Origin of the sequence: Sphingomonas astragali (assembly GCF_051400615.1) — a bacterium.
Classification (GTDB): domain Bacteria; phylum Pseudomonadota; class Alphaproteobacteria; order Sphingomonadales; family Sphingomonadaceae; genus Sphingomonas.
In genome coordinates this window covers 607,411-631,934 of the sequence record NZ_JBLFFH010000002.1, presented here as the reverse complement: position 1 = coordinate 631,934, position 24,524 = coordinate 607,411, and the positions used below count along the sequence as shown (strand labels likewise).

The 24,524-nt window shown below is 68.1% G+C and carries 20 protein-coding genes and 1 tRNA gene; 7 read left to right on the top strand and 14 right to left on the bottom strand.

Annotation, left to right across the window (positions count from 1 at the left end; translation table 11 throughout):
• The first annotated feature begins 9 nt into the window (after positions 1-9).
• The 5 genes from ACMGER_RS11265 to ACMGER_RS11245 all read left to right on the top strand — a co-directional run bounded on the left by ACMGER_RS11265 (position 10) and on the right by ACMGER_RS11245 (position 2,414).
• A complete protein-coding gene (locus tag ACMGER_RS11265) occupies positions 10-747 on the top strand; it encodes a ComF family protein (protein WP_436812235.1) in 738 nt (245 codons plus the stop codon).
• Positions 748-781: 34 nt separating this feature from the next.
• Positions 782-1,039: a glutaredoxin 3 gene (grxC, locus tag ACMGER_RS11260; protein WP_436812867.1), complete on the top strand. Its 258-nt coding sequence runs from the start codon at positions 782-784 to the stop codon at positions 1,037-1,039.
• The gene (locus ACMGER_RS11255; protein WP_436812234.1) at positions 1,036-1,860 is read left to right on the top strand and encodes a carbon-nitrogen hydrolase family protein; all 825 of its coding nucleotides are present in this window, start codon (positions 1,036-1,038) and stop codon (positions 1,858-1,860) included. The genes grxC and ACMGER_RS11255 overlap by 4 nt, the downstream gene beginning before the upstream one ends.
• A complete protein-coding gene (locus tag ACMGER_RS11250) occupies positions 1,857-2,288 on the top strand; it encodes a DUF1178 family protein (RefSeq protein WP_436812233.1) in 432 nt (143 codons plus the stop codon). The genes ACMGER_RS11255 and ACMGER_RS11250 overlap by 4 nt, the downstream gene beginning before the upstream one ends.
• Positions 2,289-2,337: 49 nt before the next feature.
• A tRNA-Arg gene (locus ACMGER_RS11245) sits at positions 2,338-2,414 on the top strand.
• A 7-nt stretch (positions 2,415-2,421) separates the two neighbouring features.
• Here ACMGER_RS11245 and ACMGER_RS11240 read toward each other — a convergent pair.
• The 6 genes from ACMGER_RS11240 to ACMGER_RS11215 form a co-directional block, all read right to left on the bottom strand.
• Positions 2,422-3,753 carry a L,D-transpeptidase family protein gene (locus ACMGER_RS11240; RefSeq protein WP_436812232.1) on the bottom strand — a complete coding sequence of 444 codons (1,332 nt, stop codon included), beginning with the start codon at positions 3,751-3,753 and terminating at the stop codon, positions 2,422-2,424.
• A gap of 17 nt (positions 3,754-3,770) precedes the next feature.
• The gene (locus tag ACMGER_RS11235) at positions 3,771-4,019 is read right to left on the bottom strand and encodes a hypothetical protein (protein WP_436812231.1); all 249 of its coding nucleotides are present in this window, start codon (positions 4,017-4,019) and stop codon (positions 3,771-3,773) included.
• A 185-nt stretch (positions 4,020-4,204) separates the two neighbouring features.
• Complete coding sequence (locus ACMGER_RS11230; protein WP_436812230.1) at positions 4,205-5,734, bottom strand: cation:proton antiporter; 1,530 nt, start codon at positions 5,732-5,734, stop codon at positions 4,205-4,207.
• 118 nt (positions 5,735-5,852) lie between these two features.
• A complete protein-coding gene (locus ACMGER_RS11225; RefSeq protein ID WP_436812229.1) occupies positions 5,853-7,283 on the bottom strand; it encodes an efflux transporter outer membrane subunit in 1,431 nt (476 codons plus the stop codon).
• 5 nt (positions 7,284-7,288) lie between these two features.
• Positions 7,289-10,474, bottom strand: a complete 3,186-nt coding sequence (locus ACMGER_RS11220; RefSeq protein WP_436812228.1) for an efflux RND transporter permease subunit — start codon at positions 10,472-10,474, stop codon at positions 7,289-7,291.
• A gap of 6 nt (positions 10,475-10,480) precedes the next feature.
• Positions 10,481-11,725, bottom strand: a complete 1,245-nt coding sequence (locus ACMGER_RS11215) for an efflux RND transporter periplasmic adaptor subunit (RefSeq protein ID WP_436812227.1) — start codon at positions 11,723-11,725, stop codon at positions 10,481-10,483.
• A 106-nt stretch (positions 11,726-11,831) separates the two neighbouring features.
• Between ACMGER_RS11215 and ACMGER_RS11210 the strand changes: the two genes are divergently transcribed.
• Entirely contained in the window at positions 11,832-12,449 is a 618-nt protein-coding gene (locus ACMGER_RS11210; RefSeq protein WP_436812226.1) for a TetR/AcrR family transcriptional regulator, read from the top strand.
• 287 nt (positions 12,450-12,736) lie between these two features.
• On the opposite strand, the gene ACMGER_RS11205 is transcribed toward ACMGER_RS11210, so the two are convergent.
• The 3 genes from ACMGER_RS11205 to ACMGER_RS11195 all read right to left on the bottom strand — a co-directional run bounded on the left by ACMGER_RS11205 (position 12,737) and on the right by ACMGER_RS11195 (position 17,627).
• Positions 12,737-13,534, bottom strand: coding sequence for a SapC family protein (locus ACMGER_RS11205; protein WP_436812225.1), 798 nt, complete (start codon positions 13,532-13,534; stop codon positions 12,737-12,739).
• Between the two features lie 469 nt (positions 13,535-14,003).
• Positions 14,004-14,282 (bottom strand): SWIB/MDM2 domain-containing protein, encoded by a 279-nt coding sequence (locus ACMGER_RS11200; protein ID WP_436812224.1) that lies wholly within the window; start codon positions 14,280-14,282, stop codon positions 14,004-14,006.
• A gap of 345 nt (positions 14,283-14,627) precedes the next feature.
• A complete protein-coding gene (locus tag ACMGER_RS11195; protein ID WP_436812223.1) occupies positions 14,628-17,627 on the bottom strand; it encodes a TonB-dependent receptor domain-containing protein in 3,000 nt (999 codons plus the stop codon).
• A gap of 237 nt (positions 17,628-17,864) precedes the next feature.
• Between ACMGER_RS11195 and folE the strand changes: the two genes are divergently transcribed.
• Positions 17,865-18,485, top strand: a complete 621-nt coding sequence (gene folE, locus ACMGER_RS11190; RefSeq protein ID WP_436812222.1) for a GTP cyclohydrolase I FolE — start codon at positions 17,865-17,867, stop codon at positions 18,483-18,485.
• A 55-nt stretch (positions 18,486-18,540) separates the two neighbouring features.
• Here folE and ACMGER_RS11185 read toward each other — a convergent pair whose 3' ends face one another.
• The 5 genes from ACMGER_RS11185 to ilvC form a co-directional block, all read right to left on the bottom strand.
• Positions 18,541-18,819 carry a hypothetical protein gene (locus ACMGER_RS11185; protein WP_436812221.1) on the bottom strand — a complete coding sequence of 93 codons (279 nt, stop codon included), beginning with the start codon at positions 18,817-18,819 and terminating at the stop codon, positions 18,541-18,543.
• 245 nt (positions 18,820-19,064) lie between these two features.
• A complete protein-coding gene (locus ACMGER_RS11180) occupies positions 19,065-20,645 on the bottom strand; it encodes a hypothetical protein (protein ID WP_436812220.1) in 1,581 nt (526 codons plus the stop codon).
• 174 nt (positions 20,646-20,819) lie between these two features.
• Positions 20,820-22,481, bottom strand: coding sequence for a 2-isopropylmalate synthase (gene leuA, locus ACMGER_RS11175; protein WP_436812219.1), 1,662 nt, complete (start codon positions 22,479-22,481; stop codon positions 20,820-20,822).
• A gap of 253 nt (positions 22,482-22,734) precedes the next feature.
• Positions 22,735-23,370 carry a YceI family protein gene (locus ACMGER_RS11170; protein ID WP_436812218.1) on the bottom strand — a complete coding sequence of 212 codons (636 nt, stop codon included), beginning with the start codon at positions 23,368-23,370 and terminating at the stop codon, positions 22,735-22,737.
• Positions 23,371-23,461: 91 nt separating this feature from the next.
• Positions 23,462-24,481 carry a ketol-acid reductoisomerase gene (ilvC, locus tag ACMGER_RS11165; RefSeq protein WP_436812217.1) on the bottom strand — a complete coding sequence of 340 codons (1,020 nt, stop codon included), beginning with the start codon at positions 24,479-24,481 and terminating at the stop codon, positions 23,462-23,464.
• Between the last annotated feature and the right edge of the window lie 43 nt (positions 24,482-24,524).

Below are 24,524 nucleotides of genomic sequence, written 5' to 3'. Positions count from 1 at the left end.
CAAGGGGGCGTGATCGCCAATGTCGCCCGGCCGCTCGCCCTCGTCGCCGCGCTGGCGCTGCCGCCGCGCTGTCCGGGGTGCGGCGCCGTCGTCGAGGCCGACCATCGCTTCTGTGCCGCCTGCTGGGCATCGTTCGATTTCCTCGGACCGCCGTGGTGCGCCGGCTGCGCGCTGCCGTTCGAGTTCGACCGCGGCGAGGGCGCGCTGTGCGGCGCCTGCCTGGCCGACCCGCCGCCCTATGCCGGCGCCCGCGCGGCGGTGGCCTATGGCGAGATCGCCAGGACGGTGGCGCTGCGGCTCAAATACGGCCGGCGCAGCGCCTTCGCCGAGACGGCGGCGCGGCAGATGGCGCGGCTGCTGCCCGCCGACGCCGGATTGCTGGTGCCGGTGCCGCTCCACCGCTGGCGGCTGTGGTCGCGCGGGTACAACCAGGCGGCGCTGATCGCGGGCGGCCTGGCGAAGGCGAGCGGCGTGCCGCATGAGCCGCGATTGCTGCTGCGCACCCGGGCGACGCCGGTGCTGCGCGGGCTGGGACCGCGCCAACGGACGAAGGCGGTGACGGGGGCGTTCGCGCTTGCCGAAAGCACACGGGAGCGGCTCGGAGGAAGGCATGTCGTGCTGGTCGACGACGTCTATACCACCGGCGCGACGGTGGCCGCCTGCACCCGCCTCCTGCTCAAGGGCGGCGCGGCGCGGGTGACGGTGCTCGCCTGGGCGCGGGTGATCGATGCGCAAGCAAATGATTGACAAGGCGGGTTTCGGCCCACACCTCTCCGCCATCATGGCGAAGGTCGAGATCTACACCAAGGCGTTCTGTCCCTATTGCACGCGCGCCAAGCGGCTGCTCGGCGAGAAGGGCGTGGCGTACGAGGAGTTCGACATCACCATGGGCGGCCCCCGCCGTACCGAGATGATCCAGCGCGCGGGTGGACGGACCACCGTGCCGCAGATCTTCGTCGACGGACGCCATGTCGGCGGATCGGACGATCTGGCCGCGCTCGACCGCGAGGGATCGCTCGATCGGTTGCTCGCGGCATGAAGGCGGCCCTGCTCCAGATGACCGGCGGGATCGATCCCGCGGCGAACGCGCGCGCCATCGTGTCGGCAATGGCCGAGGCGAAGGCCGGCGGGGCGGCGATGCTGTTCACGCCCGAGATGTCGAACCTGATCGACCGCGATCGCGAGCGTGCGGCGGAGTCGATCGTCCGCGCCGAGGACGATCCGGTGCTGGCGGCGGTGCGCGCCGCGGCGGCGGAGCAGGGGCTGTGGGTCCATCTCGGCTCGCTGGCGGTGCTGGCGGACGACGGGCGCTTCGCCAACCGCGGCTTCGTGATCGACGACACCGGCAAGATCCGCGCCACCTACGACAAGCTCCACCTGTTCGACGTCGACCTGCCCACCGGCGAGAGCTGGCGCGAATCGGCCGCCTATGCGCCGGGCGAGCGCGCGGTGACGGCGGAGACGCCGCTCGGTACCTTGGGCCTGTCGATCTGCTACGACCTGCGCTTCTCGGCGCTCTATCAGGCGCTCAGCGGGGCGGGGGCGACGGTCCTGGCAGTGCCGGCCGCGTTCACCGTGCCGACCGGCATGGCGCATTGGCACACATTGCTCCGCGCCCGCGCGATCGAATCCGCGGCGTTCGTGATCGCCGCTGCGCAGGTCGGCAACCACGACGACGGCCGCGCCACCTATGGCCATTCGCTGGTGATCGATCCCTGGGGCGGCGTACTGCTCGACATGGGGAGCGAGGCGGGGCTGGGATTTGCCGAGATCGACCCGGCGCGCGTCGCCGACACCCGCGCGCGCATCCCCGTGCTCGCGCATCGCCGCGCCATCCCTCCGGTGGCGGCGGCGCGATGATCGCCTTCGACCTCAGATGCGCCGGCGGCCATGTGTTCGAGGCATGGTTCGCCTCCAGCGCCGCCTATGAGGAGCAGCGCGCGGGATCGCTGATCGCCTGTCCCGTGTGCGGCGACAGCGACGTCGGCAAGGCGGTGATGGCCCCCAATGTCGCGTCCAAGGGCAACCGCCGCGATACGCGGCCGACTCCGGAGGCGATGAAGGCGGCGCTGGCGGCACTCGCGGCCGAGCAGGCGGAGGCGCTCAAGACCTCGCAATGGGTCGGCATGGCCTTCGCCGACAAGGCGCGCGCGATGCACCTCGGCGAGGAACCGACCGCCCCCATCCACGGCCAGGCGACCCCTGACGAGGCGAAGGCGCTGGTCGAGGACGGCGTCCCGGTGGCGCCGCTGCTGGTGCCGGTGATCCCGCCCGAGACGCTCAACTGAACGCACGCGATTGACCGCCGTCAGCGCGGCCACTACCAGCCTGCCCGGCGCCCTCGTAGCTCAGCAGGATAGAGCAACGGTTTCCTAAACCGCAGGTCGGAGGTTCGAATCCTCTCGAGGGCACCATCGCCCCTCAGCCATCCCTCCCGTACACATCGTTGCGAAAGGCGAGGCCGGCATCGGTCGCCGCCGCGGTGATATAGGTCAGGTAGACCGGCGTCGGCACCGGAAGCGGCACCGCCTGCTCCGGCGTCTTCGAGGTCCGGAGCGGCTTCTGGAGCAGCCACCGGCCGAGCTCCGCCGCATTCTCCAGCCGGATGCAGCCGTTGCTGAAATGGCGATCGTTCTTGCGCAGCAGGTCGCGCTTGGGCGTGTCGTGCAGGTAGATTCCCTCCTTGTTCGGGAAGAGGAACTTGACCCTTCCCATCGAGTTGGCGGGACCGGGCAGTTCGCGCAGGCGCACTTCCTCCTCGCCGGCCGCCACCGCGTGCCAGTCGATCGACGCGGGGTCGAGCCGGCGGGGCGAAGCGCTCCAGTCGGACAGGGCCTCCATCTTCATCGAGGTGAGCGAGCGGCCGCCGAGCACCTTGGGCGCGATGTCGTTGCGGGCGAGATAGGTCGGCACGTTCCAATAGGGGTTCAGGATCGCCCATTGCAGCGTGCCGGCGAGCATCGGCGTTTGCGTCTCGGCCGCGCCGACGACGACGCGCATCGTCCCGACCTGCCTGCCCGCCTCATAATACCAGAGCCGCCCGGAGGAGGAGTCGACGACGACGTGGCGGGTCCACGGGCCCGGCAGCAGCCGCGCACGGTCGAGGTTGAGGCGCAGGCGCTCCATCTCCAGCTCGGATGCGCCGGCCTTGCGGGCCCGTGCCGCCAACGCGCGCAGGCGGACGTACTGGTCGCTCATCCAGCCCATGTCCGCGACATAGTCGCCGAACGACTTGGGAAAGGCGGCCGCGCGCAAGACCGTTTCGGTGCGGAGCCGCTTCGGCTTCAGCTTGCGGTCCGCATAGGTCATGCGGACGTCCCGGGGGCGGCGCTGGTCCTGGACGTAACGCGCGAAGGCGGCCGAAAGCGCGAGCTCGGCGCGGGCGACCGCCCGAGGATCGCCGCCGCGTGCCTCGCCGACGAGGTCGCGGAGCTCGCCGACGTCGTAGGACGAGGATTTCAGCCCGTCGAGCTCGGCCGAGCGCAGATAGCCGATCAGCGTGTCCGTGGCGCGTCCGAACCTGCCGTCCGGCGCCCAGAGCGGCCGGAAGCCGCGGCTGGCGTAGAAACGCTTGAGCGAGCCGCCCGCCTCCTCGCGGATGGCGAGCGCGACGGCGTCGGACGTTGTCCGGACAGGGGTGCTGGCGGCGCGCGTGGCCCTTTGCCCTGCCGGCGCCGCTACGGCGGCCGTCTGGCAGGCGGAGAAGACAGCAATCGCGATGGCGAGGCAGAGGGGAGTGCGGCGGCGCCGCACTCCCGGAAGCGATGTGATCAGCCCCGTTCTCCCAGGCGGGTCGGCGCCGGCGGCGGTGGCGGCAGGGCAGGCGCGGCGTTGGGATGATAGATGCCGTCGGCGGTGTAATAGCCGTCGACGATGCCGTCGCCGTCGCGGTCCGCGGCGGTGCTGCCCGGAACCGCTCCGGGCGGAGGCGGCGGTGCGGAGGCGATTTCTTCCTCCTTGGCGCAGGCCGCGAGCGTCATTGCGGCTAGGCCCGCCAGCATGATGGATCGGAAACGCATATGTCACATCCCTTTGTGCGCGTCCGGCCCGGAGGACCGGCACGCGAGGTCACCCCCTGCGCGCGAGAGGAACTCGCCGTGGACCCGCCGGTCATCCCGAGAACGACGAACGGTGCGTTGCGCGCGGCGATCTGCGGCGGATGCAACCTATGTCAGCATTTGGCCCGCGATTCGGTGCCCGACCGTCAGCTCTCGGCGATGCGCCGCTCGGCGTCGCTGACGACGGAGAGCTGCTTCCAGTCGAGCTCCTCCTGAAGCTGGAGATAGGCGTCGGCGCCGATACGGTTCTCGGCGCGCAGGCCGTCGAGCCGCTCGCGCTGCGCGAGCACCGCCGCGAGCGCGAGGCCGCGGCGGCGATCGAGCGCCGGCGAGCTGCGCCTGCCGTCGCGGAATTGCATGTAGGTGCGGCGCAGCTGCTCGGCTTCCTCACCGGGTTCGCCGTCGAGGCGTTCCAACGCTGCGCCGGCAAGGGCGATGCGCGCCTCGACGATTTCGTTCTCGGCCTCGGCGGCGCGACCGATGCCGAAGATGCGGATGAAGGGCGCGAGGGTCGCTCCCTGCACGACCAGCGTCGCCAGCACGACCGCAAAGGCGGCGAGGACGACGGTGTTGCGCTCGGGGAAATCCGGCGGAAGCGCGAAGGCGGTGGCGAGCGTGACCAGGCCCCGCATTCCCGCCCAGCCGAGCAGGAAGGTCTCGGCGCGTGAAAGCCGTTCAGGTGCCTCGCCGCCGCGGTGCGGGACGACGGCCCAACGATAGCCGAACGAGATCACCAGCCTGACCGCGATCACCGCCACGACCACTGCCCCCGCGAACCAGGCGGCGCGGGCGAACTCGGCGGCATCCATCGCGGTCACGATGCGCCGCGCCTGGAGGCCCATCAGCAGGAAGGCGAGGACGTTCAGCAGGAACACCACGGTCGTCCAGACGGCGAAGGAATGGACGCGCATCCGCGGCGAATCGCTCGTCCTGGCACGGGAGGCGATGGTCATCGCGCTCGCCACCACCGCGAGGACCGCGGACAGGTGCAGATGCTCGGCGATGATCCAGGTGAGGAAGGCGTGGACGAACTGGAGCAATGTCGCGCCGACCGTGTTGCCGACCAGCGGCTGGAGCCGCGAGACCAGCCAGCCATAGGCGATGCCGAACAGGATGCCGCCCGGCGCGGCGAGGGCAAGCTGCGCGGCCGTGCCGGCGTCGAGCCCGCCGCGCTGCTGCACCGTCAGCGCGGCGGTGAACAGCAGCAGCGCGGTGGCGTCGTTGAACAGGCTCTCGCCCTTCAGCAGCGCGTCGATGCGGCGCGCGACCGGCAGGTTGACGAGGATCGCCGTCGCCGCGGCGGCGTCGGGCGGGGCGACGATCGCGCCCAAGGTCAGCGCCGCGGCGAGCGGCAGGCCGAGCATCGCGACCCCGATGCCGGCGACCGCCAGCGCCGTCACGATCACCGCGACGACGGCATAGACGACGAGCGGCGCCAGCAGCTTGCGCGCGGCGCCGATGGGATAGTCGTAGGCCGCGTCGATCAGCACCGGCGCGAGGAACAGTGCGAGCGCGGTCTCCGGCGCGATCAGGATCGACGGCGCGCCCGGGATCATGCCGACCGCGACTCCCGCGGCGGCAAGCAGGGTGGGGTAGGGGAGCCCGAGCCTGCGCGAGACCTGCAGCAGCAGGACCGCCACCAGCATCAGCGCAAGGAGGCTCTCGAAGAAGGTCACGCGCGGGAGCCTAGACCGGCCTCGGCGAAATCAGAAGAAGCTCTCTGCCGTCATCCCGGCTTTCGCCGGGATGACGACGGTGGGTAGGGGAGCAGGCTTTGTGCGGCCGCTGTCGCGCTCAGTTCAGCCCGCCGCCCAGCGAGCGATACAGTTCGACCAGGTTGCTTGCCTGGGTGAACCGCGTCGTCACGAGCTGCTGCTGGGCCCCATAGGCGGTGCGCTGCGCGTCGAGGGTGGTGAGGAACGAATCCACCCCTGCCCGGAACCGCGCGTCGGACAGCCGTGCGGCGACCTGCGCCGCCTCGACCCGCGCGCTCTGCGCCGAGAGCTGCTCGCCGATCCTGCCGCGCTGGGCGAGCGCGTCGGCGACCTCGCGGAAGGCGGTCTGGATCGCCTTCTCGTAGGTCGCCACCGCCACCTGCTGCGACGCCTTGGCATAGTCGAGGTTGCCCGCGCGCCGGTCGCCATCGAACAGCGGCAGCGACACGCTCGGCGCCGCATTGTAGGTGTAGCTGCCGCTGGTGAAGAGGTTCGACAGCGCGGTGCCGATCGTGCCGATCGTCGTGGTCAGCGAGATGGTCGGGAAGAAGGCCGCGCGCGCGGCGCCGATGTTGGCGTTCTCGGCGATCAGCAGATGCTCGGCCCGGAGCACGTCGGGTCGGCGGAGCAGCACTTCGGACGACAGATTGGCGGGCAATGCATCGCGGGTGACCGGATCGGCGCCGAGGCCGGGCGGGAGCTGCTCCGCGGGCACGGTGGTGCCGACCAGCAGGTTGAGCGCGTTCTGGTCCTGCGCGATGCGGGTCTCCAGCGTCGCGATGTCGTTGCGCGCGGACTGGTAGTTGGTCTCCGCCTGCCGCACCTCGAGCTCTGAGCCGACGCCGACGCGGAACTGCTCACGGGTGAGGCGCAGCGTGTCCTCGAAGGTGCGCAGCGTGTCGCGCGAGAGGCGGAGCTGCTCCTGGTCCGACGCCAGCGTCAGCCAGGCGGTGGCGATCTCGGCGATCAGGCTGATCCGCGTCGAGCGCTGCGCCTCCTCGCTGGCGAAGACCTGCTCCTGCGCCGCGCGCGTCAGGTTGCGGATGCGGCCGAACAGGTCGAGCTCGAAGGAGGAGAAGCCGGCATTGAGCGAGTAGAATTCGAGATTCTGCGAGGTCGTGCCGGTACCGGCGCCAGCGCCCGCTCCAGCCCCCGCACCCATGATGTTGTTCGTATAGGTGCCGCTGCCCGTCACCGTGGTTGTCGGCACCTGATCTGCCCGTTGGGTACGCAGCTGCGCGCGTGCCTGCAGCACGTTCGCCGCCGCCACCCTGAGGTCGCGGTTGTTGGCGAGCCCGGTCTCGATCACCTGGCGCAGCCGCGGATCGACGAAGAAGTCGCGCCAGCCGATCGCAGTGACGTCCGGCGCGTCGGTCGCCGCGGACGGGTAGATGCCGCCCTCCGGCAGCGCCGGCGGCACCGGGCTGGCGGGGCGGGCGTATTTGGGCGCGAGATTGCATCCGGCGAGCATCGTCGCGCCCATCAGGAGAGCGAGAAGCGGCTTGGTCATTGCAATCAGGCTCCCTGCGGCGCGACGCCGCCGTCATTGGGCCGAGGCTCGCCTTCGGGCGGGCTGGTCCGCCTGTCCACCTGGCCGTGGCCGAACATCCGGCTCACCACCACGAAGAACATCGGCACGAAGAAGATCGCCAGCACCGTCGCCGACAACATGCCGCCGACCACCGCACGGCCGATCGCGTTCTGGCCGCCGGCGCCCGCGCCGGTGGTGATCGCGAGCGGCAGCACGCCGAACACGAAGGCGAAGCTGGTCATCAGGATCGGGCGGAGACGCAGCCGCGCCGCCTCCATCGCCGCGTCGAACGCGGTCCAGCCGGCGCGTACGCGTTCCTCCGCGAACTCGACGATCAGGATCGCGTTCTTGGCCGAGACGCCGATCGTCGTGATCAGGCCGACCTGCAGGTAGATGTCGTTGTTGAGCCCGGTCAGCGTCGCCGCGAGCAGCGCGCCGAGCACGCCCAGCGGCACCACCAGCATGACCGCGATCGGCACCGACCAGCTCTCGTAGAGCGCGGCGAGGCACAGGAACACGATCAGCAGCGACAGCGCGTAGAGCGCGGGCGCCTGGCTGCCCGACAGCCGCTCCTCGTAGGAAAGGCCGGTCCAGTCGAGCGCGGTGCCGGGCGGCAGCTTGGCGTGGATCGCCTCCATCGCCGTCATCGCGTCGCCGGTGCTGACGCCGGGCGCGGCGCCGCCCTGGAGCTGGAGCGCGGGCTGGCCGTTGTAGCGGGTGAGCTGCACCGGCGCCTGCGTCCACGACAGGTTGGAGAAGGCGGTGAACGGCGCCATCGTCCCGGTCGCGCCCCGCACGTAGAAGTCGTTGAGGCTCTCGGGCGCCTGCCGATAGGGCTCGTCCGCCTGGAGATAGACGCGCTTCACGCGGCCGCGGTCGATGAAGTCGTTGACATAGGCGCCGCCCCAGGCGGTCGCGATCGTGGTGTTGATCGCGCCGAGATCGAGGCCGAGAGCGCCCGCCTTGTCCTGGTCGACGTTGACCTTGAGCGACGGCGCGTCGTCGAGGCTCATCGGGCGCACCTGCGCCACGCGCTTCTCCTGCATCGACATGCCGAGCATCATGTTGCGCGTCTGGGTGAGCTGGGGGTGACCCAGGTTCGAACGGTCGGTGAGCCACAGATCGAAGCCGGTGGCGTTGCCCAGCTCCTGCACCGCGGGCGGCGTCAGCGCGAAGATCATCGCGTCATGATACTGCATGAACGGCCCCATCGCGCGCCCGGCGATCGCCTGCGCGGTGTTCTGCGCGCCCTTGCGGTCCTCCCACGGCTTGAGCTGGACGAAGGCGATGCCGGCGTTCTGGCCCTGCCCCGCGAAGGAGAAGCCGGCGAGCGTGAAGATGCCCTCGACGTTCGCCTTCTCGTCGTTGAGGAAGTGGTTGCGCACCAGGTCGAGCGCCTTCTCGGTGCGCGGCAGCGTCGCGCCCGATGGCCCCTGGACGATCGCGAAGATGTTGCCCTGGTCCTCGTCCGGCAGGAAGCCGGTCGGCAACCGGTAGAACAGCGTGCCCATGCCCACCACGATCAGCAGGTAGACCAGCGCCGAGCGCTTCCAGCTGCGCGTGGTGCTGCGCACGCCCTTGTCGTATTTGTTCCGGCCGCGGTCGAACCAGTCGTTGAACCAGCGGAAGAAGCGGGCGAGGGGGCCCTTGCCCTCGTGCTTTGTCGGATCGTGCGGTTTCAGGAGGGTGGCGCACAGCGCCGGCGTCAGGATCAGCGCGACCATCACCGACAGCACCATCGCCGAGACGATGGTGATCGAGAACTGGCGGTAGATCACGCCGGTTGAGCCGCCGAAGAACGCCATCGGCAGGAACACGGCGGAGAGCACCGCGGCGATGCCGATCAGCGCGCCGGTGATCTCGTCCATCGACTTGCGCGCGGCGTCCTTGGGACTGAGCCCTTCCTCCTGGATCAGGCGCTCGACGTTCTCGACCACCACGATCGCGTCGTCGACGAGCAGGCCGATCGCGAGCACGGTGCCGAACAGCGTCAGCGTGTTGATCGTATAGCCCGCGATCGCCAGCACCGCGAAGGTGCCGAGCAGCACCACCGGCACCGCGATCGTCGGGATCAGCGTCGCCCGCCAGTTCTGCAGGAACAGGAACATGACGAGGAAGACGAGGACCACCGCCTCGGCCAGCGTCTCGACCACCTGCTCGATCGACAGCCGGATGAACGGCGTGCTGTCGAGCGGGTAGACCACCTTGATGTCCGACGGGAACTGCTTGGCGATCTGCTCGACCTCGGCCTTCACCGCATTGACGGTGGAGAGCGCGTTGGCGCCCGGCGCCAGCATGACCGCGAAGCCCGATGCCGGATGCCCGTTGAACTTGGGATCGAAGCCGTACATCTCCGCGCCGAGCTCGGTGCGGGCGACGTCGCGCAGCCGCACCACCGCACCGTCGGTCGTGGTCCTGAGGCGGATACCGCCGAACTCCTCGGGCGTCTGCAGGCGCGACTGCACCGAGACGGTGGCGTTCAGCATCTGCTCCTTGGGCGCGGGCAGCTGGCCGATCTGGCCGGCGGAAACCTGCGCGTTCTGCGCCTGCACCGCGTTGCTGACGTCGGCGATGGTCAGGCCGTAGTTCGACAGCTTGATCGGATCGACCCAGATGCGCATCGCATATTGGCTGCCGAACACCTGGAGCTGGCCGACGCCGTTCACGCGGCTGATCGGGTCCTGCAGGCGCGAGACGATATAGTCGGCGAGGTCGGTCGCGCTATGCGAATCGTCGGCGGAATAGAGGCCGACGATCAGCAGGAAGGCGGCGGACGATTTCGTCACCTGGATGCCCTGACGCTGCACCTCCTGCGGCAGCAGCGAGGTCGCCGCCTGCAGCTTGTTCTGCACCTGGACCTGGGCGATGTCCGGGTTGGTGCCCTGCTCGAAGGTGAGCGTGATCGTCACCGTGCCCGCCGACGAGGACGACGACGAGAAATAGCGCAGATGGTCGATGCCCTTGAGCTGCTGCTCGATGATCTGCGTCGTCGTCCGCTCGAGCGTCTCCGCGTCGGCCCCGGGATAGGTGGCGGTGATCGTCACCGCCGGCGGGGCGATCGTCGGGAACTGCTCGATCGGCAGGCTGCGCAGCGCGAGCGCGCCGCCCAGCATCAGGATGATCGCGATGACCCATGCGAAGATGGGCCGGTCGATGAAATAGCGTGACATGACCGGTTACTTCGCCTGCGCCTGGTTGCCCTGCGACTGACCGCCCCGAGACTCATTGCTCTGCGGCTGATTGTTGCCCTGCGGCTGATTGCCCTGGTTCGCCTGCGGCTGCTGGCCGCCCGGCCCCTGGTTGCCGGCGTTCTCCCTGAAGGGAACGGCCTTGACCGGCGTGCCGGGCTGCAGGTTCTGCGCGCCCTCGACGACCACGCGGTCGCCCGGCTTGAGGCCCGCGGTGACCAGCCAATCCTGGCCGATCGTGCGCGGCGCGGTGATCGTCCGCGGCTGGAGCTTGCCGTCGGCGCCGACCACCAGCGCGGTGGCATTTCCCTTCTCGTCGCGCGTCACGCCGCGCTGCGGCACCAGCATCGCGTTCGACTTGACGCCCTGCACCAGCTCGGCGCGGGCGTACATGCCCGGCAGCAGCAGCCCGCGCGGGTTGGGGAAGACCGCGCGGATCACCTGGCTGCCGGTCGTGGGATCGACCGTCACGTCGGTGAACTTGAGCCTGCCCTCGATCGGATAGGTCGAGCCGTCCTCGAGCCTCAGCCGCACGCGCGCGTCGCCGCCGGAGGCGAGCTCGCCCGACATGATCTGCTGGCGCAACCGCAGCACGTCGGCGCTCGACTGCTGGATGTCCACGTAGATCGGATCGAGCCGCTGGATGACGGCGAGCGCGTCGGCTTGCGCTGCCGAGACCAGCGCGCCGGTGGTGAAGGCGGAGCGGCCGATCCGGCCGGAGATCGGCGCGCGGATGGTGGTGCGGCCGAGGTCGATCTCGGCGCTGCGCAACGCCGCCTGCTGCGCCGCGACATCGGCCTGGGCCTGCTGGGCGCTGGTGATCGCGTTCTCCGCATCCTGCCGCGAGATGGCGTTGATCTTGACCAGCTCGCCGTAGCGCCGCGCGAGCGCCTGCGACGAAGCGATCGCCGCGCGCGCGCGGGCGACGGCGGCGCGCGCGTTGGCGACCTGCGCCTCATAGGGCTTGGGGTCGATGCGGTAGAGCGGCTGCCCCGCGCGCACATAATCGCCCTCCTCGAACAGGCGGGCGAGGACGATGCCGTTGACCTGCGGACGCACGTCCGAGGTCTCATAGGCGCTGGTGCGGCCCGGCAGCTCGGTGCTGAGCGTCACCGGCTCCTCGCGCACCGTCACGAATCCGACCTGGGGCGGACCCGGCGGCGGTTGCTGCGGTGCACCACCGCAACCCGCGAGCAGCAACGTGATTCCGATCGCTGAAGCGATATTTTTCATGGACTTACCTGCGGGCTGTGATTATATGTGAACGATCATTCACTTGTATGTCGGCGCCGCCTAGTCCGCCGACCGGGTCGTTGTCAAGCCGGAGGGGAAGATACAGATGGAGACGGCGCTCGTCGAGAATGCGACGCGTGCGAGCCGGGCCGACCTGCGGCGCCGGCATGTGATCGAGACGGCACGGACGCTTTTCATCGAGTATGGTTTCCACCGCACCGGCGTCGCGCAGATCGCCGCGGCCTCGGGGATCAAGGTCGGCCAGATCTACCGCGACTTCCAGAGCAAGGAGGACGTGATCGCCGCCATTTGCGAGGAAGGCGTCGCGGAATGGATCGAGGAGGATGTGCTCGTCGCTGCGGTTGCCGAGGGCGACCTTCCTGCGATCCGCTGCTGGATCAAGCAGTTCGGTTCGGTCGACGACACGGCCGAGAAATGCCGGATGATGACCGAGATTCTGGCCGAAGCCGGTCGCAACGAGCGCGTTGCGGCGATCCTCCGCACGATCGATGCGCGTATCCGCAAGAATCTGTCGGCCGCGCTCGCCGCGCTCGTTCCGGCCAAGGAGCGGACCGACAAATGCGCGACGTTGATCGACTTCATCCTGGCGCAGGGCTTCGGCGTAATGGCGCGCATGGTCGTTCATCCCGACATGAAGACGGAGCCGCTCGGCCGTTACATTACCGCCGTCATCGAACGCGAGATCGACGAGCTGTCGCGTTAGGATTTGTTTACCTGAGTAGAAACGTGCTCCTGCGCAGGCAGGAGCCCTGGATTAGGGTGTGTCGCTTGAGGCCTGTGCTCCTGCCTGCGCAGGAGCACTCGTACCGCCTCGATCCGAGCAGGGCGGTCCTAGGCGGAACCTGGAACCGATCCGGATCAAATCGCCCGGCGAAAGCGGCGCCGGCAACGATCCGCGTCCCACCACACAAAAAAGCGCCGGCCGCTACTCGCGTCCGGCGCTTTCCCCCTTTGCAGGTTGCCCTAACCGGGCTCTATGACGGTTCCGCGTCAGGCGGCGCCCGCGGGTGCCGCCTCGATCGTCGACGCGGGCACCGGCGCGCTGCCCTGCTGCGCCTGTTTGGCGAACAGGTCGCGCATCAGGCTCAGCGAGAAGAGATGGGCATAGACCAGCGGCAACATGCCCGACTGCACCATCTTGCGCAGCTGGTCGCCGCGCAGCTCCGTCAGCTTCTTCTCGTCGACCATCTGGAAGCCGCGGTAGATGAACGGCTGCGCCGCGCCGTCGGGCTGGATCTGGACCTCGCCGTCGATCAGCAGCTCGAGCTGCTTGAGTTCGGCCATGAACTGCGACGTGCGCTGGCCGGCCTGCTCGAACTGCTCGGCGAAGCCCAGGATCGCCTTGGTGACTTCGGTGGGCTCGCCGTTCTCGAACAGCTTCTCGCCCTCCTCGAACGCGCCGATGGTGTCGGACGACGGGTCGAAGCACAGCGACAGCTCGTCCGCATCGGGTCTGAGGCGCGCCAGCATGTAGGGATAGCGGCGGATATAGGCCGGGATATAGGTCTCCTGGTCGCGCAGCTTGCCCTCGCTGTCGATGAAGACGTTGACGCCCTCGTTGAGGCCCATCAGCGCGAGCGGGATCGGATCGTCGCCGACCGAGAACACGATCGGCATACGGCGCTGGACCAGCGGGAATTCCTCGACCGTCAGCGGCACGGCGTGCTGGGCGGCGAGGAACGGCGCGGCATTGGTCGAGCGCACGCGCCAGTCGGCGTGGGTCTGGCTCGAGAGCGGCTGAAGGTCGTTGTAGAACAACGGAAGCTGGGCGGCCGGATTGGTGGCCATCGGAGGTCTCTCCTGCGGGAGGTTGGAATCTTTGCCGCCCGGCGCACGCTGCGTCTGACGATCACCGTTTACTAGGCGGAGCGCGGGGCGGCTGCAAGCTGTTGAGATGGCCGGACTTGGCTTTGGGACATCGGATGAGCTGCGCGGCCTTCTGAGCCCCTCCCAGGGGAGGGGTTGGGGTGGGGCCTGTCCGCGGACGATTGGTCCCGGCGAGACTGATACGCCCCACCCCCAACTCCTCCCTGGAAGGGGAGGGGCTAAGATATGGCTGGAACCTGCAACGTCCCACCGTCATCCCGGCGAAGGCCGGGATCTCGCGCCGCGAGGCGTTCGCCGGATGATGGAGATCCCGGCCTTCGCCGGGATGACGAGAGAGGGCGAACACGATCCGGTGCCCTCGATCTCCGGGCGCTATACGCCCGGCCAGGCGGCCCGGCGGCGAGGCATGTCGCCGCCGGGCGCTTGGAGGTCACGCCTTGACGTGGCCGCTGATGTGCTTGTTCATCTCGAACATCGTGGCCTTGTCCTTGCCGAAGATCTTCTTCAGCTTGTCGTCGGCCAGGATCTCGCGCTTGTTCGCCGGGTTCTGGAGATTGTTCTTCTTGATGTGATCCCAGATCTTGCTGACGATCTCGCTGCGCGGCAGCGGGCCGTTGCCGACGATCGCGGCGAGCTCCGGGGACGGAGTCACCGGCGCGGTGATCCCCCCACGGGCGCCGCCGGATTTCTTGGTGGCTTCCTTTGCCATTGTCTTCTCCCACTCATCGCGAGGGGCCTACCCCCGCGTTCATTCCTTGATAAGCGCCGACGGCCTGGCGGTGCCTCCCGCCGTTGTCGCTCCGCACGATGTATTGCGGATTTTCGCCCGATGCACGCGTCTTGTGAGGGTATCCATGTATTTGGAGCCTGTTTCTTCACCAGCGTCCCATGGCCTGTGCCGCCAGGGGACTTCCAGCGGACGCGGCCGCGCTTGTGAAGCGTTTTTGGCACACTCGCCTGCCCCGGTGCGGCGAAGCGTCCATTCGGTGCGATCGACTGCATGGAAACGGCGTTGCGGGGGGAGGGGCGGGCACCCGGCGCGCCCCTCCGCCGATCAGAACCGGAAGCCCAGCGCGGCGCCGTAGCGCCGCGGCTCGATCGTGAAGACGTTCGTATAGAGCCCCGACGCCTGGTCGCCGGTGTACTGGCCGGTGATGGCATTGTTGTTGGTCAGGTTCTGCACGAAGCCGCGCAGGTACCAGCGGTCGTCGGCGCTGTTGAGCGTGATCTGCGCGTTGATCACCTCATAGGCGGGCAGCCGGTCCATCTGACGGTTGAACACGCTGGCATAGCTGTTGCCCGTGAAGTTGAGGTCGGCGCGCGGCACCAGCGTCATGCCGTTGGCGAAGTCGATGGTGTATTGCGCTCCCACCGATGCCTTGTAGGTCGGTGCGCCGGGCAGCTTGTTGCCGCGGATGTTCACCTCGACGCCGCTGCCGAGCATGGTGAAGGGCAGCGCACCGGTCGGCACGCCGAACAGTGCGCGCAGCGCGGAGGGCGGATTGGCGGCCGCCGCCTCCAACGCCGAGCAGACGCTGAACGCGCCGGTGGTGTTGGTGCCGGGCACCGGCGTCGGTGCGCGCAGGCCCAGGCTGGAATTGATCGCCGTGACAAAGGTGTTCACCGCAACGGCACTGCCCGTGTTGGATACGATCGCGCAGTTCGCGGCGTTCGAGATGTCCTTGATGATGACCGCGTCCGATCGGCCGCCCGACGGGTCGCGCGGATCGGCGATGAACTTGTCGCTCGACACCTTCGAGCGCAGGTAGCTGAAGTTCGCGTTGACCACGAACTTGCGGACCGGGCTGATGATCGCCTCCGCCTCGACGCCGTAGATGTCGGCGTTGACGTTGTCGTTGACCGCGGTACGCGAGACGATGCGGCTGAGCTGCAGGCTGTTGTACTTGTAGTAGAAGCCGGTGACGTTGAGCCGGAGCTTGCCGTTGCCGAAGGTGTTCTTCGACCCGATCTCGAACGCGTCGACCTTTTCCGGCTCGAACGTGATCGGCACCGCGAACGACGGCGACAGCGGCGGGTTGATGCCGCCCGACTTGTAGCCGCGCGAATAGGATGCGTAGAGCAGGTTGTCGGGCGTGATGCGATAGTCGAGCACCGCGCGGCCGGTCAGGCGGTTGAACTTGACCCGGTTGACCGCGAAGTCCTGCGCGCCCGGCGTGTTCGCGTCGAAATCGAACGGATCGATCGCATCGTCGAAGGAATCGCTGCCGTAGGGGATGAACACCCCGTCGCCCATCGCGTCCGAGAGCAGGCTGCTGCGCGCCCGCACATATTTCTCGTCATGGTTGTAGCGCAGGCCCAGCGTCAGTTTCAGCTTGTCGTTGAACTCGAAATAGGTCTCGCCGAACACGCCCCACGACTTCAGGTGGAAGTAGTCGGTGTTGTTCCGGAAGAAGGGCGAGGCGCGGTAGACCGCCGGATAGGTGGTATCGCCGGCCGCCCAATGAGCGATCGTCTCCCCGGCGCCGAGGATCGCTGCCGCATAATCCAGGCCGAAGCTGTTGACGTAATAGCTGTTGTTATAGGTTTTGCTGTCGAAATAGATGCCGCCCAGCAGGAAATTGAACATCCCGTCAAAGTGGCTGTCGACGTGCGCCTCGACGCTATACTGCTTCACCTTCTGGCTGGACTCGTCGAAATCGAGGCTGGTCGGGTAGCAGCCGATCGACGCCCCGCCGAACACGCCGAGATTGTTCGGGTCCGGCGCCGACTGGCACAGTCCGCCGGTCGGACCGTTGGGGATCAGCGTGTTGCGGATCGCCTGGAAGATCGGCTGGAACGGCGTGACCGGCGTCGTCCCATAGGCGTTCAGCGCCGCCAGCGCCGTGGGCGAGAAGCTGCTGATCGCCAGGTTGTAGTCGGTGCGCGAGCGGACCTCGTTCTCCATATAGCCGCCGGTCACGTTGAGCGAGACCGAGCCGAAATCGTGGAAGAACTTGGCGGTGTATTGCTGTTCCTTGGCGAAATAGGTCGGCTCGAAATCGATGTCGACCGTGCGCATGTCGCTTGGGTTGATCACGCCGGCATAGGCGTCGTTAGGGCTGTAGAGGCTGCCGGTCGCGAGCGGCCGGAACAGCGCCGCCGCCGCCCCGAAGTTGAGGTTGATCACTTCCTGCGAGGTGAAGATCGTGTTGAGCAGCGAGTTGCCGTTGGTGGTTTCGTTGGCCAGGCGGTCGGGCAGGCAGCCGAGCACGCCGGTCGGATCGCGGTGGCAGAGCTGTTTCTGGATGCGCGAGCGGTCGTCCTTCTCGTGGAAATAATAGCCGATCAGGTCGAGCCGGGTATTGGGATCGGGCTCCCACGAGATGGTGCCGCGCACCGACCACAGGTCGCGCCCGTCGATGTCGTTGCCGGTGTGGAGGTTCTCCGTATAGCCGTCGCGATTGAGCCACATGCCGGCGACGCGGACGCCGAGCGTGCTCGCCAGCGGCACGTTCAGCATCGCCTTCGCCTGCTTGGAGTCGTAGTTGCCGTATTCGAACTCGCCGGCGGCATGGATACCCGTGAGGTCGGGCTTGGCGGTGATGAAGTTGACCACGCCCGAGGTCGCGTTGCGGCCGAACAGCGTGCCCTGCGGCCCGCGCAGCACCTCGACCCGCTCGAGATCGTAGAACTCGCTCTCGAACAGGCGGCTGCCGAGCAGCGGCATGTCGTTGACGTGGATCGCGGTCGCGCTGTCGCAGGTGACGCCGACGCACAGGTCGCCGATGCCGCGGATGGTGAAGCTCGAGCTGGTGAAGTTGGTCTTGGTATAGGTGATGTTGGGCAGCGTCTGCTGCAGCGCCGTGGGATTGACGATCTGCTGCTGCTGCATGTTCTCGGCAGTGAAGGCCGACACCGCGATCGGCACGTCCTGAAGCCGTTCGGACTGGCGCTGTGCGGTGATGACGATGTCGGCGACGCCGCCCTGATCCTCGTCCGCCGTCTGCGTCGTCGCGCTCGGCGACCCTTGCGTGACGGCGGCATCCTGGGCGAAAGCGGGCGTGGCCGCGATCAATGCCAGCGCCGAAGCCGTGAGCAGCTCGAACTTCTTCATGAGCATCCCCTCTATGGTCCCTCCGCCGGTCTCGAGCCGGCTGGCAGGGTTGGAAAACCATACCGGAGAAACTAACGCTCGCGATTCTCAGGCGTCAATCGCATTCCGGCTCGGATTTCTGCGGTTTTTCCGGGCTGTGGCCAAGGTGAAACAGTTTCAATACAAGACCGATATTTGGAAATCCGCAGTTGCCGTAAGGGAAAACCGGCGGCCAGGGCCGAGGAGGCGAGAATTACCATGCACGATCACGAACCCGACGATGGCGACCTGGTTGCCTCCGCGCCGAAGATTCCGGTGCCCGACGAGGTTGCCGAGGCGGTGCGGACGCTGATCCGCTGGGCCGGCGACGATCCGAGTCGGGAGGGATTGCTCGACACGCCGAAGCGCGTCGCGCGCGCGTGGAAGGAATATTGCCAGGGCTATGGCGAGGACCCTGCGCAGCATCTTTCCCGCGTGTTCGAGGAAGTCGGCGGCTATGACGAGATCGTGCTGCTCAAGGACATCCCGTTCCAGTCGCACTGCGAGCACCATATGGCGCCGATCATCGGCAAGGCGCACATCGCCTATCTGCCGCGGGACCATGTCGTCGGCATTTCCAAGCTCGCGCGCGTGCTGCACGGCTTCGCGCGACGGCTGCAGGTGCAGGAGCGGCTGACCGCCGAGGTCGCCGACTGCATCTGGGAAGGGCTGAAGCCGCGCGGCGTCGCGGTGGTGATCGAGGCGAGCCACGCCTGCATGACCGCGCGCGGCGTGCGCACGCCGGGGGTGGCGATGGTCACCAGCCGGATGATGGGCGTGTTCCGCGAGGACGATCGCAGCCGCAAGGAAGTGCTGGCGCTGATGGGGGCTGGCGACTGACGCCGACGGAGCCGATCGTCATGCGACGACCGGCCCCGAGCCCTATCGGAGTGGATCAGCGATAGTCGCGCCACCCGTCGCGGTCGTGATGACGATAGTGGCGATAGTGCCGCCGTTCCCGCTCCCAGCGGCGGCGCTGCTCGTAGCGGTAGCGGTCCCACCGGTCCCAGCGATCGCGGTGGCGGTAGTCGCGGCGCCCGTCATAGCGATAGCCGTCGTGATAGCCGCGCCCGTAATAGCCGCGGCCATGGTCATAGGATTGCGCCGACGCGATTCCGGGAACCGCGATCGCCGCGGCGGCGGTCAGGCCGAGCAGCAAGGTCTTCAGGGTCATGTCCCATTCTCCTGCGAGTCTTCGCACTCGCCGACGAATAGGGCAGGCCGGCTGAGGCCGCGCTGAACCCGACTGGCAGGCGAGGTTCAGGATCGACACGCGTGGTGCTTAGGGGCGGGCGGCCATCTTCCTTCTTCTCCCTGGAGGGATAGATACGGAGATTGGCTTCCCGGCATCGCCGGGGCGCTTAGTCCCTGCGGGAGAGGGAATGGAGGCGCTCCTCGATGGGCGCGCCTCCCGCATCGTCACTCCGGGTTGGCGCGGTGCGTCGTCACCGCCTGCTCATAGGCGGAAACGATGAGAGGCGAATCGACGCCGGTCTGGTTCGCGGTCTCCGGCGGATAGTTGGTGCGGAGCGACTGGGTCATCGCCTGATCGATCGCCTCGCCGACATCGTTGAGCTGTCCCAGCGCGGCGTTGACGTCGTCCTCCGCCCCGGCCTCCGCCCGGCCGCCGAGATAGTCCCAGAAGGAATCGACGAGCTGGCCGCCGAGCGCCTCGCCGAGCGGGCCGGTCTTGCCGAGCACCTGGTCGGTGAGCAGGTCGGTGATCGTGCGGATCGATTCGATCTGCTGGTCGGCGCTGTCGCGGGTATGCTTGACGTAATCCGCCGCAGCGCCCTGCATCGAGCCCACCAGCGTGCCGAACTGCCGTGCCGCATCGGCGCGCTGCGCCCCGTTGGGCGCGCCAGCTCCCGGCCCCGCGCCGACGATGTTGCCGAGCCGCGCCATCTCGTCGGCGACCGCCTGCTGGGTCGCGGCGCGGCCGTCGAACTCGCCGTTGAGCATCACGTTGCGCATGAAACGCTCGGTGAGCGAGTGATAGGCCGTCGGCGGCTTGGCGTCCTCGCCGCGGTCGTTCCAGCCGCCGGCCCAGGTCGTCTCCTGGTTCAGCCGGCCGACGTGGCGGTTGAAATAGGCGCCGAGATCGTTGAGCCCCGCCGAGCGGTCGAACGCGCTCGACTCGCCGCTCAGGTCGACCATCGCGCTGAAGACCTTGTCGAACTTGGCCTGCGCGTAATTGTTGTTGGTGCCGGCGAGCGCGGAGGCGACCGCGTCGAAGCCGCCGCGGCCCGACGGCGGGTTGCCGTAAGCGTTCATCGGCAGCCGGTCCATCAGCTGGATCAGCTCTCCCGGATTGGGCTGGTCGGCGATATGGGCGATGACGCCGTTGGCGGCCGCCACATAGCCGTGCTGGGCGGCCATGCCCGCGATGTCGGCGGCGGCGGTCAGCGCCTGGACGCCGCGCATCCCCTCCTGCGTGTTGATGTCGTAGCCGTTGCGGCCCGCGTCGGTGCGCAGGTCATAGGCGACCTGCTGCAGCACCGCGCCGTCGGTGGCGGTGGTGAGCAGCTGGCGCACGCCGTCCGAGGCCGGATTGCGCGACGGATCGACCAGCGAATAGATCTGGTCGGCATTGAGTCGACCCGAATCGATGTTGCGGCCCATCGCCGCGGTCACCTGGTCGCGCAGCTGCGGCGTGGCGGGATCGGTATAGGCGACGCCGATCTGCTCCATCGCGGTCACCAGCTCGCCCCGGGCGCGATCGTCGAGACCGCCCATCTGGGTACGGAAACCCGGGTCGGAGCCGCTCGCGAGATCGACCACGCGCGCGATATATTCGTCCTTCTGCGCCTGGCTGAGGCCGGGGTCGGCCATCGTCTGCTGGATCACATAGGCCGGATCGCCGTGATATTCCTGGGCGAAGCGCGCAGTCTCCTGGACGGCCTGTTCGACCTGGGGATCGCGGCTGGGGCTTTGGGTAGGCGCGAGTTGCTGTGCTTGGGTTGCGGAGACGCTGCTCGAACCGCCTGCTGGATCCAACATCTGAACTTCTCCTGCGCGCGTTGGGATTTCGCGCAGGAGTCTTTCAGCAATGGCCCGTGCCGTCACTAAACGATTCGATTAGTTCGGTGACCCGTTCTCTCCTCCGTCATCCCCGCACATGATGCGTTCTTGCGTAATCGAGGTGCCGCCGGACTGATCCGTCAGCGCATGGAGTCAGCCCACGGCATTCGCCGCGCCGATCACCGCGCGGACCGAGGCGGTGGCGACGTCGCTGTCGATGCCGATGCCCCAGACGGTGCGGCCGTCGGGCGTGCGGCATTCGAGATAGGCGGCCGCCTGCACGTCCGTCCCGTGGCCGATCGCGTGCTCGTTGTAGTCGACCACCTCCAGCGCCTGCCCGGTCGCCTCCGCCAGCGCCGCGACCACGCCCGAGATCAGGCCGTTGCCGCGGCCGGAGATCGAGCGCTCGGCGCCGTCGACCCGTACCCGGCCCACGAAGAGCCGGTCGCCGGGCTGGCCGCTCTCCTCATAGTCGGTGAGGGCGATACGATCGTTGTCGGCCGGCAGATAGGTGTCGCGGAACAGCCGCCAGATGTCGGCGGCGTCGAGCTCGCGGCTGGTCCGGTCGGCGAAGGCCTGGACGTGCCGGCTGAAATCGGCCTGGAGCCGCTTGGGAAGCTTGAGGCCCTTGTCCTGCTCCAGCACCCAGGCGACGCCGCCCTTGCCCGACTGCGAGTTGACGCGGATCACCGCTTCATAGTCGCGGCCGAGGTCCTTGGGATCGATCGGCAGATAGGGGACGTCCCAGACGCCGTCGTTGCGCGTCGCCTGCGCCGCGAAGCCCTTCTTGATCGCGTCCTGGTGCGAGCCCGAGAAAGCGGTGAAGACGAGGTCGCCCGCGTAAGGATGGCGCGGATGGACGGGAATATTGTTGCAATATTCGACCGTCTTGATGACCTCGTCGATGTCGGAGAAGTCGAGGCCGGGGTCGATCCCCTGGGTGTACATGTTGAGCGCGACCGTCACCAGGTCGACGTTGCCGGTGCGCTCGCCGTTGCCGAACAGGCAGCCCTCGACGCGGTCGGCGCCGGCCATCAGCCCCAGCTCGGTCGCGGCGACGCCGGTGCCGCGGTCGTTGTGGGTGTGCAGCGAGAGCACCACGTTCTCGCGGTCGCGGATGTTGCGGCAGAACCACTCGACCTGGTCGGCGTAGACGTTGGGCGTCGCGCACTCGACCGTCGCCGGCAGGTTGAGGATCAGCGGCCTCTCGGGCGTCGGACGCAGCACGTCCATCACCGCCTCGCACACCTCCAGGCTGAAATCGAGCTCGGCGGTGGAGAAGGTCTCGGGACTGTATTCGAACCGCCAGTCGGTCCCCGGATAGGCCGCCGCCTGATCGCGCAGCACCTTCACGCCTTCGACCGCGATCTGCCTGATCTCCTCGCGGCTCATGCCGAACACGATGCGCCGCCACGACGGCGAGATAGCGTTGTAGAGGTGCACGATCGCGGTCCGCGCGCCCTCCAGGCTCCTGAAGCTGGTCTCGATCAGGTCGCGGCGCGATTGCGTCAGCACCTGGATCGTCACGTCCTCGGGGATGCGGTCCGAGCGGACGAGGCTGGAGATGAAGTCGAACTCGGTCGCGCCGGCGGCGGGGAAGCCGACCTCGATCTCCTTGACGCCGACCTTGACCAGCAGATCGAAGAAGCGGGTCTTCTTCTCCGCGTCCATCGGGTCGATCAGCGCCTGGTTGCCGTCGCGCATGTCGGTGGAGAGCCAGCGCGGCGGCTTGGTGATCACCTGGCTCGGCCAACGCCGGTCGGGCAGGTCGATGGTGGGGAAGGGGCGGTATTTGGTCTCGGGATTGCGCAGCATGGGTCGTCTCGCGGGCTTCGCGGTTGGCGGTCGGGTCGATCTGGCCCTTAGGCGGGTCGCGGCGCCTACGGGCGCGCGGCGAGGATCGCGCCTAAGGGCGCGTAAGTCGAAGAAGCAGCGAGAGGCGAAGCGCCTGCGTCATGCCGACTGCGTTAGCCATAGCCGAGGGAAGCTGTCCAGCGCCAATTGCCGTCATCCCGGCGAAAGCCGGGACGACGGCCGAGGTCAGGGCGGCCTTCCCCCGCTCGTCCTTCTATTTCTCGAAAGCGGCGGCGATGTCGAGTTTCACTTCGTCCGAGACGAGCGGGATACCCATCGTTACGCCGAAATCGCTGCGCTTGATCGTGCCGGTCGCGGTGAAGCCGACGTTCTCCTTGCCGCCCATCTGCGCCGGCATCTTGCCCGCACCGTAGAATTCGGCGGCGAGCGTCACCGGCTTGGTGACGCCGTTGAGCGTCAGGTTGCCGGTGATCGTCGCCGATTGGCCGTTGACCGTCACGTTGGTCGAGACGAAGCGCGCGTCGGCGGGATTGGAGCCGAAGAAGTCGGGCTTGCCGCCGTCCTTGCCCGGGCGCAGCAGGTGCGCGGTCAGCCCCTCGCTCGCGGTCGTCACCTTGGCGACGGGGATGGTCACGTCGACCTTGGCCGCGCCGAGGTTCTTGGGATCGAGCGTCAGCGTGCCGGTGACGCTGCCGAAGATGCCGAAATAGGGCGAGAAGCCGAGATGGTCGACCTGCCAGCGCACCAACGTATGGCCGGGATCGGCCTGATAGGTGCCGCCGGTAATCGCGGCGGGGTTCCTGGAACCCGGCGCCTGCATCCCCTGCTGGGCGATGATCGGCGCGGTGAACGCGATAACTGCGGTGACGGCAAGCAGGATGCGGCGCATGAGACGACTCCCTCGATGAAGGGGTAATCAACCACAATCGTCATCCCGGCGAAAGCCGGGATGACGATTGGCAGCTTGACGACGCCGATCGTCAGTTCCTGTCCTTGTCGACCAGCTTGTTGGCGCCGATCCACGGCATCATCGCGCGAAGTTCGGCGCCGATCTTCTCGATCGGATGCGCGGCGGCCTGCTTGCGCGCGGCCTTGAGCTCTGGCTGGCCGGCCCGGTTGTCGAGCACGAAGTTCCTGACGAACCGTCCGCCCTGGATGTCGGCGAGCACGCGCTTCATCTCCCGCTTGGTCTCCTCGGTGATGATGCGGGGACCGGTGGTGATGTCGCCGTATTCGGCGGTGTTCGAGATCGAGTAGCGCATGTTGGCGATGCCGCCCTCGTACATCAGGTCGACGATCAGCTTCACCTCGTGGAGGCACTCGAAATAGGCCATCTCGGGGGCGTAGCCGGCCTCGACCAGCGTCTCGAACCCGGCCTGGATCAGGTGGGTGAGGCCGCCGCACAGCACGACCTGCTCGCCGAACAGGTCGGTCTCGCACTCCTCGCGGAAGTTGGTCTCGATGATGCCCGAGCGGCCGCCGCCGACGCCCGAGGCATAGGCGAGCGCGACGTCGTGCGCGTTGCCCGAGGCGTCCTGGTGGATGGCGACGAGGCAGGGCACGCCGCCGCCGCGCAGATACTCGCTGCGCACGGTGTGGCCGGGCCCCTTGGGCGCGATCATGATCACGTCGATGTCGGCGCGCGGCTCGATCAGGCCGAAGTGGACGTTGAGGCCGTGCGCGAAGGCGATGGCCGCGCCGGGACGGAGATTGTCGTGCAGGTCGGCGGCGTAGATCGCGGCCTGATGCTCGTCCGGCGCGAGCACCATCAGGATGTCGGCCCATTTGGCCGCATCGGCGTTCGCCATCACCTCGAAGCCGGCGTCCTCGGCCTTCTTGGCGCTGGCCGAACCGGGACGAAGGGCGATCGCGACCTCCTTCACCCCCGAATCGCGCAGGTTCTGCGCATGGGCATGGCCCTGGCTGCCGTAGCCGAGGATGGCGATCTTCTTGGCCGTAATCAGGTTCAGGTCGGCGTCGCGATCGTAATAGACACGCATTTCTTCAATTCCCCTTCTGCTCCTCTCCCGGCGGGAGAGGATA